This is a genomic window from Streptomyces azureus (assembly GCF_001270025.1).
Lineage (GTDB): Bacteria > Actinomycetota > Actinomycetes > Streptomycetales > Streptomycetaceae > Streptomyces > Streptomyces azureus.
The window spans coordinates 16241-27191 of sequence record NZ_DF968205.1 but is presented as its reverse complement, the minus strand read 5'-3'; the positions used below and the strand labels follow the sequence as shown (position 1 = coordinate 27191).

The 10951-nt window shown below is 73.6% G+C and carries 9 protein-coding genes; 7 read left to right on the top strand and 2 right to left on the bottom strand.

The window, feature by feature from the left end:
- The 4 genes from AOQ53_RS04470 to AOQ53_RS04455 form a co-directional block, all read left to right on the top strand.
- Nucleotides 1-1715 (top strand): FAD/NAD(P)-binding protein (locus AOQ53_RS04470; RefSeq protein ID WP_078945142.1); only part of this gene is annotated, 1715 nt, incomplete at its 5' end.
- Nucleotides 1712-3271 (top strand): 3-carboxy-cis,cis-muconate cycloisomerase, encoded by a 1560-nt coding sequence (pcaB, locus tag AOQ53_RS04465; RefSeq protein WP_078945141.1) that lies wholly within the window; start codon nt 1712-1714, stop codon nt 3269-3271. The genes AOQ53_RS04470 and pcaB, both read left to right, overlap by 4 nt.
- Nucleotides 3272-3336: 65 nt before the next feature.
- Nucleotides 3337-4824: an FAD-dependent monooxygenase gene (locus AOQ53_RS04460; protein WP_059415158.1), complete on the top strand. Its 1488-nt coding sequence runs from the start codon at nt 3337-3339 to the stop codon at nt 4822-4824.
- Nucleotides 4821-5561 (top strand): SDR family oxidoreductase, encoded by a 741-nt coding sequence (locus tag AOQ53_RS04455; protein WP_059415155.1) that lies wholly within the window; start codon nt 4821-4823, stop codon nt 5559-5561. Before AOQ53_RS04460 ends, AOQ53_RS04455 begins: the two co-directional genes overlap by 4 nt.
- A 172-nt stretch (nt 5562-5733) precedes the next feature.
- Here the strand turns inward: AOQ53_RS04455 and AOQ53_RS04450 are convergent, their stop codons facing one another.
- Complete coding sequence (locus tag AOQ53_RS04450) at nt 5734-6510, bottom strand: alpha/beta fold hydrolase (protein WP_059415154.1); 777 nt, start codon at nt 6508-6510, stop codon at nt 5734-5736.
- Nucleotides 6511-6851: 341 nt separating this feature from the next.
- On the opposite strand from AOQ53_RS04450, the gene AOQ53_RS04445 reads away from it, so the two are divergent.
- From AOQ53_RS04445 to AOQ53_RS04435, 3 genes are all read left to right on the top strand, one after another.
- On the top strand, nt 6852-8054 hold the full coding sequence (locus AOQ53_RS04445) for an FAD-dependent monooxygenase (RefSeq protein ID WP_059415152.1): 1203 nt from the start codon (nt 6852-6854) through the stop codon (nt 8052-8054).
- A 189-nt stretch (nt 8055-8243) separates the two neighbouring features.
- Nucleotides 8244-9755 (top strand): FAD-dependent monooxygenase, encoded by a 1512-nt coding sequence (locus AOQ53_RS04440; RefSeq protein WP_059415150.1) that lies wholly within the window; start codon nt 8244-8246, stop codon nt 9753-9755.
- 66 nt (nt 9756-9821) lie between these two features.
- A complete protein-coding gene (locus tag AOQ53_RS04435) occupies nt 9822-10586 on the top strand; it encodes an SDR family oxidoreductase (protein ID WP_059415149.1) in 765 nt (254 codons plus the stop codon).
- A gap of 90 nt (nt 10587-10676) precedes the next feature.
- On the opposite strand, the gene AOQ53_RS04430 is transcribed toward AOQ53_RS04435, so the two are convergent.
- Complete coding sequence (locus tag AOQ53_RS04430) at nt 10677-10919, bottom strand: DUF6059 family protein (RefSeq protein WP_059415148.1); 243 nt, start codon at nt 10917-10919, stop codon at nt 10677-10679.
- Nucleotides 10920-10951: the final 32 nt, after the last annotated feature.

The window sequence follows — 10951 nt, the reverse complement described above, 5'->3', positions numbered from 1 at the left end:
TCGGCCCGAGCGCGCTCACCCCGGGCCGCGGCACCGCGTACGACGACGAGACGCTCGCCGAGGCCCGCGACCTGGGCCCGGACAGCTACCCCACCCGTGCCCTGTACGGCCAGTACCTGGCCTGGGTATTCCAGCAGGTCACCGCGAACGCCGCCGCGCATGTGACGGTACGGGTGCACGCCCAGCGCGCCGTCGCCCTGGACGACGACGCCGACGGCCCGCTCGGTGCGGCGGCCGCCCAGACCGTGCTGCTGGAGGACGGCACCCGGCTGACCGGCCTGTCCGCGGTGGTGCTGGCGCAGGGACACCTGCCCGTCCTCCCCGGCCCCGCCGAACGGGAACTGGCCGCCTTCGCCTCCCGGCACGGCCTGACCTACCTCGCCCCCGCCAACCCCGCCGACGTCGACCTGTCGTCCGTCGCGCCCGGCGAGGGCGTGCTGCTGCGCGGCCTGGGCCTGAACTTCTTCGACTACATGGCGCTGTTCACCCGTGCCCGCGGTGGTGTCTTCGAACGCGTCGACGGCCGCCTGGTCTACCGCCCCTCGGGCCGCGAACCGCGCCTGTACGCCGGTTCCCGCCGCGGGGTGCCGTACCAGGCACGCGGCGAGAACGAGAAGGGCGCCCACGGCCGCTGCTTCCCACGCCTGCTGACGGCCGAGCACGTCGCGGCGCTGCGCGCCCCGGGCCGCGGCCCGATCCGGTTCGCCACCGACCTGTGGCCCCTGATCGCCGGGGAGGTCGAGAGCGTCTACTACGAGACGCTGCTGGCCGCCCGCCGGACGCCGGCCCACGCCGCCGACTTCGCCGCCCGCTACCTGCGCGCCGAGCCCGGCCCGCAGCGGCAGGAACTGCTGCGGGCGGCCGGGATCGACGCGGCCGAGCGCTGGGACTGGGGCCTGGTCGCCCGCCCTTACAGCGACCGGTCCTTCCCCGACCTGGCGGCCTTCCGGTCCTGGCTGCGCGGGCACCTCGACGAGGACGTGCGCCAGGCCCGCCGGGGCAATGTCTCCGGCCCGCTCAAGGCGGCCCTGGACGTGCTGCGGGACCTGCGCAACGAGGTGCGCCTGGCCGTCGAGCACGGCGGCCTGGACGCCGACTCCCACCGGGAGGACCTGGACGGCTGGTACACGCCGCTCAACGCCTACCTGTCCATCGGCCCGCCCGCCTCCCGTATCGAGGAGATGGCCGCGCTGATGGACGCGGGGGTGCTGGACGTTCTCGGTCCCGGGATGCGGGCCGGCACCGATGCGGACCGAGGCCGCTTCATCGGCACCAGCGACATCCCGGGCGTACTGGTCTCGGCCACCACGCTGATCGACAGCCGACTGCCGGAGATCGATCTGCGGCGCACCGCGGACCCGCTGCTGGCACATCTGCTGCGCACCGGGCAGTGCCGCCCATTCCGGATACCGGCCCGGAGCGGCGTCCCGTACGAGACCGGCGGCCTGGCCGTCACCGGGCGGCCCTACCACCTGCTCGACGCGCAAGGGGAGCCGCACCCGCGGCGCTTCGCCTACGGCGTGCCCACCGAGTCCGTGCACTGGGTGACCGCGGCGGGCATCCGGCCGGGCGTCGGCTCGGTGACCCTGGAGGACTCCGACGCGATCGCCGCGGCCGTACTGGAGCTGCCCGCGCTGTCCGCCACCGGGGACCGCACGGCCGCACGGGCACGCCGGGCGCCGCTGGGCAGCGAGACCACGAAGGCGGCGGCATGACGGCCACTCACCACGACAGCACGAACACCACTCACCACGACAGCACGAACACCACTCACCCCGAGGACACGGTCACCCGCCCCGAGGACACGGTCACCCGCCCCGAGGACACGGCCACCCACCCCGAGGGCACGGCCACCCACCCCGCCCCCGACCTGGACAGCGGTCTGCTCTCCCCGGTCAGGGCGGGCACCCCCGTGGAGGCGGCGGTGGGCGACACGGCCTGGCTGCAGGCCATGCTGGACGCCGAGGCGGCCCTGGCCCGCGCCCAGGCACACTGTGGCACCGTCCCCGCCCCGGCGGCCGCCGCGATCACCGCCGCGGCCCGCGCCGAACGCCTGGACCTGCGGCACCTGGCCCTCGCCGCACGCGAGACGGCCAACCCGGTCGTCGGCCTGGTCAAGGCGCTGACGGCGGTGGTGGCCGCCGACGCCCCCGACGCCGTCGAGTACGTCCACCGGGGCTCCACCAGCCAGGACGTGTTCGACACCGGCGCGATGCTTGTCGCCCGGCGCGCGCTGCGCCTGATCGTCGCCGACCTGCACCACACCGCCGACGCGCTCGCCGCACTGGCCGCGGAGCACCGGGACACGGTGATGGCCGGCCGCACGCTCGCTCTGCACGCCGTACCGACCACGTTCGGGCTCAAGGCGGCCGGCTGGCGGCAGCTCGTGCTGGAGGCCGCCGAGCGCCTGGAGCAGGTCGCCGGCCGTCTTCCGGTGTCCCTGGGCGGCGCGGCCGGCACCCTGGCGGGCTACCTCACCCACGCCGGCCAGGACGCGGACGCCGCCGAGGTCGTCGACGACCTCACCGCCGCCTACGCCGCCCAGACCGGCCTGGCGGCCCCCGTGCTGCCCTGGCACGCCCTGCGCACCCCGATCGCCGACCTGGGGGCCGCCCTCGCGCACACCGCGGGCGCCCTCGGCAAGATCGCGGCCGATGTGCTGGTGCTGGCCCGCACCGAGGTCGGCGAGGTCACCGAACCGCAGGCGGCGGGCCGCGGGGCGTCCTCAGCGATGCCGCACAAACGCAACCCCGTCCTGGCGACGCTGATCCGCTCCGCCGCCCTCCAGGTTCCGGCACTGGCCGCGGTGCTGACGCAGTGCCTGGTGACCGAGGACGAGCGGTCGGCGGGCGTGTGGCACAGCGAGTGGCAGCCGCTGCGCGAGTGCCTTCGGCTGACCGGCGGCGCCGCCCACACCGCGGTTGAACTGGCCCGCGGCCTCACCGTCCACCCGGACCGGATGCGCGCCAACCTCGAGGCGACCGGCGGCCGGATCGCCTCCGAGCGCGTCAGCGCCGTCCTGACTCCGCGGCTGGGCCCTGCGGCCGCCCGGGAACTGCTGACGCAGGCGTCGCTGCGGGCCGCCGAGACCTCCCGGCCGCTCGCCGACGTCCTTGCCGAACTGCCGCAGCTGCAGGGCGTACTGGCCCCCCTGGAATCCGCCGCCCTGCTGGACCCGGCCGGTTACACCGGTGCGGCAGGCGCCCTGGTCGACCGGGCGCTGACCGGCGTCCGGGCCGCCTCACCCCATCCTCACCTGGGAGCGACATGAGCCGCATGGACACCGACGCCATGGACACCGACGTCATGGACACCGACGCCATGGACACCGACGTCATGGACACCGACGTCATCGTGGTCGGAGCCGGCCCCGTCGGGCTGATGCTGGCGTGCGAACTGCGGCTGGCCGGCGTCGGGTGCGTCGTACTGGAGAAGTCGACGGAGCCGACCGACCAGTCCCGCGCCCTCGGCTTCACGGCACGCACCATCGAGACCTTCGACCAGCGCGGACTGCTGCCCCGCTTCGGCGGCTTCGACACCATCCCCATCGGCCACTTCGGCGGCGTCCCGCTCGACTACCGGGAGGTGCCGGGCGGTTCCTACGGCGCCAAGGGCGTGCCGCAGTCGCTGACCGTCGCCGTCCTCGGCGAGTGGGCCGGCGAGCTGGGCGTCGACGTACGCCGCGGCTGGGAGGTGACCGGCCTCGCCGACGGCGACGACGGCGTCGAGGTGGCGGTGACCGGCCCCGGCGGCCCGGCGCGGCTGCGCGCCGCCTACCTGGTGGGCTGCGACGGCGGCCGCAGCACCGTCCGCAAGAGGGCGGGCATCGGCTTCCCCGGCCACGACGCCACCATCGAGATGGCGTTCGCCGAGGTGGTCGGGGTGACCGGGGTGCGTCCGCGGCCCAACGGCGAGCGGGTGCCCGGCGGCATGGTGCTCGCCTTCCAGCAGGGCCCGGACATCTTCCGCGTCACCTACTACGACGCCGGTGTCGTCCCCCGCAAGGGCGACGCCCCGCCCTCCTTCGAGGAGGTCGCCGGCGCCTGGCATCGGCTGACCGGCGAGGACATCCGCGGCGGCACACCGCGCTGGATCGGCAAGTTCACCGACGCCACCCGGCAGGCGAGCCAGTACCGGCGCGGGAGGGTGTTCCTGGCCGGCGACGCCGCGCACATCCATCTGCCCATCGGCGGGCAGGGCATGAGCGCGGGCGTGCAGGACGCGGTCAACCTCGGCTGGAAGCTGGCGCTGGCGGTCAAGGGCCGAGCCCCCGGGCATCTGCTCGACACCTACCACGACGAGCGGCACCCGGTGGGCGCCCGCGTCCTGGTCAACACCCTCACCCAGCGCAGCCTGTACATCACCGGCGAGCACATGCAGCCGATGCGGGAGCTGTTCGCCGAGCTGATGGAGCTGCCCGAGGTCCGCCGGCATCTGATCGGCATGGTCACCGGCCTGGACATCCGGTACGACATGACGGCGCCGGACCACCCGCTGCTGGGCCTGCGGCTGCCGAACGCCGAACTGGTCGACGAGGCGGGCGTGAAGAGCACGGCCTCGCAGCTGCTGCACACCGCACGCGGAGTGCTGCTCGACCTGGCGGGCGACGCCCGGGTACGCCAGGCCGCCGCCCCCTGGCAGGACCGGGTCGACGTCGTGACCGTGTCCCCGCACACGGCCGGCGCCGACGACCCGTTCGACGGCGCCGCCGCCCTGCTGGTGCGCCCCGACGGATACGTCGCCTGGGTCGGCGACGGGCGTGGCGCCGAGTGCCTTACGGACGCGCTCGCACACTGGTTCGGCGAGGCGGTGACGGCGGCATGACCGGCACCCCCGAGGGCGGCCTGATCGCCCTGGTCACCGGCGCCAACAAGGGCCTGGGCCGCGAGATCGCCCGTCAGCTGGGCGCGCGGGGGGCGACCGTGCTGCTCGGCGCCCGCGACGCGCAACGCGGCAAGCTCGCCGCCGAGGCGCTCGCCGCCGAGGGGCTCGACGCGCACCCGCTGCCGCTGGACGTGACAGACCCCGCCGGTGTCGCGGACGCGGCCGCCACGATCGACGGGCTGTACGGCCGTCTGGACATCCTGGTCAACAACGCTGGCATCAACGGCACGTTCCACGGCCCGCCCAGCGCGGCCACCGCCGAGCAGCTGCGCGAGGTGTACGAGACCAACGTCTTCGGCGTGCTGACGGTGACCAACGCGATGCTGCCGCTGCTGCGCCGCTCCCCGGCCGGACGCATCGTCAACATGTCCTCGGCCGTGGGCTCCCTGACCCTCAACGCGGACCTCTCCGGCGGGTTCGGCGACTACAACCTGGTCACCTACCAGTCTTCCAAGACGGCCCTGAACGCCCTCACCCTCGCCTATGCCAGGGAACTGCGCGACACGCCGATCAAGGTCAACGCGGCCAACCCCGGCTTCACCGCCACCGACATGAACAACCACCGCGGCCACCAGACGGTCGAACAGGGCGCCGTCACAGCAGTACGCCTGGCCCTGCTGCCCCCCGACGGCCCCACGGCCACCTCCCAGGACGAATCGGGCCCGATCCCCTGGTGACCCCGGCCGGGCCCCGCCCCACCCGGGGGCTGTCCCCGGCCGAGCACCGCTTCGGCCGGGGACAGCCCCGCCGGCCACGCACACCGACAAGCCCCCCACCAGGTCCGCCCAGGTCTCCCCGTCGCGGCCCCGGCAGGGGGCACTGTGCGCGCTGCCCGCGCGCCGGCCGGTCTCAGGCGGTGACGAACGCCACCAGCACCGGCCCGAGCACCTCCGGCAGCACCCGGTGCCATACGCCCGGCAGCTCCAGCCGGCGCCCGTTCGGCAGGGCCGCCGCGGTCGCCTCGGCCGCTGCGAGCAGCCAGTCGCCGGTGTGGTCGCTGTTGATGACCAGCGTCTCCATCCGCAGCCCGGCCATCCGCTCCACCGGCACCCGGCCGTCGCCCATCACCGCGGTGTCGTAGGGCAGGGTGTGCGCCAGCGCCTCGTTGGACGGCCACAGCGGGCTGTCCTTCCACTCCTTGATCCACTCCGGCGGGAAGCCCACGTGCTCGCCGAGGAAGTACTCGACGGCCTCACCGCGCCGCCCCTCGGCGAGCAGCGCGTCCAGGCGCTCGGCGAAACCGGCGGGAGGCGTGCGGAAACCCGGGACCCTGTAGGGCGGTTCCAGCAGGGCCAGCCTGCTGATCCTCGCCCCGGCGAGGGCCGCCTCCAACGCCAGGATCGCCCCGCTGGAGCCGCCGAAGACCGCCGCCCGGCCGCCCGCCTCGTCGATGACCGCCTGGAGGTCCTCGATCTCCTTCTCGACCGTGTAGTCGGGGGAGTCCCCGCTCTGGCCACGCCCGCGCCGGTCGTAGGCGTACACGGTGCAGTGGGGAGCCAGGTACGGGATGAGCGTGTCGAAGGCCGTGTGGTCGCGGAAGCCGCCACCGAGCAGCACGACCGGGGGTCCCTCGCCGGCCTTCTCGTAGGCGATGGTGGTGCCGTCCCGCGATACGACCTTGTGCATCACACACTCCCAAGGGACCCATTCCTGCCAGCTTTATCCGCCCGGGAAAGTAGCCGCCGATTTCGACGACGGTCAATGCGGAAAACGTGGACAGTTGAACGCCCGACTGCTCAACCTCGGTATTCCGCAGTCGAACACCATAAATCCGCCGGGTGTTGTCGTAAGGCACCCGCTGAATTACCCTCGCCGGATAAGTCGGCCAGGCCCAGGAAACCTTCCCGCGATCAGCCGGCGCAGGACGAAGAATCCCGAGCCGACGCCCGTACACGGCCGATGCAGAAGCCGTCCGCGCGCCCCGCAGCCGGCCGACCGACGGCCCCCGACCGACCGAGGCAGGAGTTATGACCTCCCACATCCGCACCGCACTGGTCATCGGCGGTGGCATCGCCGGCTCGACCACGGCCATGGCGCTCCAGCGCGCAGGCATCGAAGCCCGCGTCCACGAGGCTTACCACGTCACCGCCGACGGCATCGGCGGCGGCCTGAGCCTGGCCCCCAACGGAGTCAACGCCCTCGACACGATCGGCGTGGGCGACGTCATCCGCCGGGTCGGCACCCCCATGCGCGGCACCGTCCTGCACAGCGCGGACGGCGAACTGCTCGGCGAGATCACCCTGCCGGCCGACCTGCCGCCGTCCCGCTTCGTCTGGCGCGGAGAGCTGTACCGGGCGCTGTACGACGAGGCCACCCGCCGCGGCATCCGCACCCGGCACGGCAAGCGGCTGGTACACGCCGAGGACACCGGCGACGGCGTCACCGCCCACTTCGACGACGGCACCGAGGAAAGCGCCGACATCCTGATCGGCACGGACGGCATCCGCTCCACGGTGCGCGCCCTCATCGACCCGGCTGCTCCCCGCCCGCAGTACGCCGGCCTGCTCGGTTTCGCCGCCCCGCTGGCCGACACGGGACTGCCCGGCACCGGTTGCAGGCTGCACGTCGGCTACGGCCCCGCCGGCTCCTTCGGCCACCTGGTGCACGCCGACGGCTCCGGCGGCTGGTTCGTCAACCTGCCGCACCCCGAGCCGCTGACGCTGGCCGAGGCCCGGCAGACCCCGCAGGAGCAGTGGCTGGACCGCCTGCGCGAGGCGTTCGCCGGCCACTGCGCGCCCGCCGCGGACCTGCTGGCCCGCACCAAGGCGGCCGACCTGCTGATCACGGGCCCGCTGGAGACCATGCCGCCGGTGCCGACCTGGAGCCGCGGCCGGATGGTGCTGGTCGGCGACGCCGTCCACGCGGCCTCCCCCAGCTCCGGGCAGGGCGCATCCCAGGCCGTGGAGAGTTCCGTACAGCTGGCGCGCTGCCTGCGCGACCTGCCCCACGACCAGGCGTTCACGGCGTACGAGGGGCTGCGGCGGGCCCGTGTGGAGCGGATCATCGCCCTCGCCGCCCGCACCAACGCCAGCAAGGCCAGCCCGCTCACGCGCCCGGCACGCGACCTCAAGCCCGAGCCCCTCGACTGGCAGTTCACCCACCGCATCCACTGGGACGCCCCCGTCCTGCCTCCCGAGCCCGCTCTCGAATTCCGTTCGAAGTCCGCTTGAATTCCACTCGAAGGTCGCTTGAGGATCGCTCAGGAAAAAGTCCTCGGTCACTCGATCCGGACGCGTAAGGCTGCCGGAGTCCGCTGGCGCGACTATTTCGCGAGTGACATTCATGCCATGATGGCCGTCACATGCGCTCGACGTCGTGGGCGGATATGTGTCTTCGACGCTGCAAAGGGAGAGCGGATAGTGGAAACTCGCGTCATAGTGGTCGGCGCCGGACCCGTGGGCCTCATGCTCGCGGGTGAACTCAGGCTCGGCGGCGCCGATGTCACCGTCTACGACAGACTGCCCGCGCCGTCCGGGGAGTCCCGGGCCCTTGGCTTCACCAAGCGCGTCGCCGAGATCTTCGACCAGCGCGGCCTGCTCGCCCGCCTGGGGGAGTTCCGCCGTGGTCAGCGCGGCCACTTCGGCGGTGTCGGCTTCGACCTGAGCATGCTCGACGAGAGCCACCACGGAGTGCTCGGCCTGCCCCAGTCGCGCACCGAACAGCTGCTCACCGACTGGCTGGGCGAACTGGGCGTCACCGTCCGGCGCGGCTACGAGGCCGTCGCCTTCACCGAGACCGCCGACAGCGTCGAGCTGGTCCTCGACGGCCCCGACGGCCGCCACCGGGACACGGCCTCCTACCTCGTCGGCTGCGACGGCCCCGACAGCACGATCCGCACCCTGGCCGAAATCGCCGCCCCCGGCTGGGAGTCCACCCGCGGGATGTACATGGCCGACGTGACGGGCATCGAGCCGAGCCAGCGGCCCACCGGCGAGTACGTCCCCGGCGGCAGCATGGTCCTGTGCGTCAGCCTCGGCGACGGCTACCACCGCGTCCTCATCCACGACCGGAGCCTGCCGCCCCACCCCGACACCGCCACGCTGACCTTCACCGACGTCGCCGACGCCTGGCAGCGCATGACCGGCGAGTCCATCCACCACGGCAGCGCCCGCTGGATGGCCGCCTTCGGCAACGGCGCGGGCCTGGCCGCCACCTACCGGCGCGGCCGCGTCCTGCTCGCCGGAGACGCCGCCCACGCCACCCCGCCGCTGGCCGGCTGGGGCCTGAGCACCGGCATCCAGGACGCGGTCAACCTCGGCTGGAAGCTCGCCGCGGTGGCCACCGGCCGCGCCCCCGAAAGCCTTCTCGACACCTACCACGCCGAGCGCCACCCCCTCGGCGAGCAGCTGCTGCGCAACACCCACGCCGCCACCGCCCTCTACCTCAGCGGCGAGGAGATGGACCCGCTGCGCGCCGTCATGCGCGAGCTGATGGACGACAAGAGCGCCGCGGAGCACTTCGCCGGCATGGTCAGCGGCCTCGGGGTCCGCTACGACACCTGCCCCGGCGACCACCCCCTGCTGGGCCGCCGGCTGTCTCCCGACCACGCACTCGACCTGCCCGACGGCAGCCGCACCCGCGTCGCGGAACTGCTGTGCCGGGGCCGAGGCGTCCTCATCGTCACCGAAGGCACCGACAGCACGGGCGTCACGGACGGACCGCAGCACCGGGCTGCCGCCTGGTCCGACCGCGTCGACATCGTCACCGGCACCTGGGTGCCCGCCGACACCCCCAGCGTGCCGCCGCGGCTGCCGGCCGCCACGCTGGTCCGGCCCGACGGCTACGTCGCCTGGGCGGGGCCGGGCAGCGCCGAACTGACCGCAGCCCTGGAGAGCTGGTTCGGCCCGGCCCGCGTCACCGCGGGTGTCTAGCACCGGACGATCCCCAGTACCCGCCAGGAAACCCCGACCCCAGAGCGAAGAGGAGACAAGGGAGCGATGACCGCACCTATTCTGGTCACCGGTGGCACAGGCACCCTGGGAAGCCATGTGGTTCCGCTGCTGCAGCAGGCCGGCCACGACGTACGCATCCTCGCCCGCAAGCCCCGCGAGTCCGCCAACGGCATCGAGTACTTCGCCGTCGACCTGATGACCGGCGCAGGCATCGACGCCGCCCTGCGCGGCGTGGAGACGGTGCTGCACCTCGCCGGCAGCAACAAGGGCGACGACAAGGTGGCCCGCACCCTGGTGAACGCCGCGAAGAAGGCCGGCGTCCGCCACATCGTCTACATCTCCGTCATCGGCACCGACACGATGCCGCTGGGCTGGTTCAAGACCCAGCTCGAGGCGGAGAAGATCATCACCGAATCCGGCATCCCCTGGTCCATGCTGCGCGCCGCCCAGTTCCACGACATCGTGTGGATGATGGCGCAGAAGATGACCAAGATGCCCGTCGTCCCCGCCCCCGGCGGCCTTCAGTTCCAGCCGGTCGACTCCCGGGAGGTGGCGGCCCGCCTGGTCGAGCTGACCCTCGGCGAGCCCGCCGGCCGCGTGCCCGACCTGGCCGGACCGAAGGTCTACCCGCTCGGCGACCTGCTGCGCAGCTACCTGGCCGCACAGGGCAAGCGCCGCCCGATGCTGCCCGTGCGCATGCCCGGCAAGGCCGGCAAGGCCTACCGCGCCGGCCAGAACCTCGCCCTGAAGGGCAACGACGTGGGCAAGCGCACCTGGGAGGAGTTCCTCGCCGAGCGCGTGGCCGCCTGACCGTCATCTCAACCGCCGCTGCCGGGGCCCCTTCACAGGCCCCGGCAGCGGCGTTTCCGGCACCGACGGCGCCGCGCACGGCGGGTCCCCTCAGTGCGACTCCAGCTCCCGCGCCAGGGAACGCTCCAGCGGCGTGAGCGGCACATCCCCGCACACCTGCTCCGGATGGCCCGGCCCCGGCCCCCGCAAAGGGCCCACCGGGTCCTCGGAAGCGGCGTCCCGCAGCGCCCCGGCCGTCGCACCCGGATCCAGACCCGTATGAACGGTGCCGTACGCCACCAGGCAACGGTAGATCTCACGCAGCACGCGGCGAGGGCGCAGCAGATCCCACATGGCGGGCCTCCTTGAGTGGTCGGCGGTCACAG

Bases quoted from the DNA above. Each gene is read 5' to 3' on its own strand.
- AOQ53_RS04435 (WP_059415149.1), top strand. From the start codon at position 9,822: ATGACCGCACCTATTCTGGTCACCGGTGGCACAGGCACCCTGGGAAGC.
- pcaB (WP_078945141.1), top strand. From the start codon at position 1,712: ATGACGGCCACTCACCACGACAGCACGAACACCACTCACCACGACAGC.
- AOQ53_RS04455 (WP_059415155.1), top strand. From the start codon at position 4,821: ATGACCGGCACCCCCGAGGGCGGCCTGATCGCCCTGGTCACCGGCGCC.
- AOQ53_RS04450 (WP_059415154.1), bottom strand. From the start codon at position 6,510: ATGCACAAGGTCGTATCGCGGGACGGCACCACCATCGCCTACGAGAAG.
- AOQ53_RS04445 (WP_059415152.1), top strand. From the start codon at position 6,852: ATGACCTCCCACATCCGCACCGCACTGGTCATCGGCGGTGGCATCGCC.
- AOQ53_RS04430 (WP_059415148.1), bottom strand. From the start codon at position 10,919: ATGTGGGATCTGCTGCGCCCTCGCCGCGTGCTGCGTGAGATCTACCGT.
- AOQ53_RS04460 (WP_059415158.1), top strand. From the start codon at position 3,337: ATGGACACCGACGTCATCGTGGTCGGAGCCGGCCCCGTCGGGCTGATG.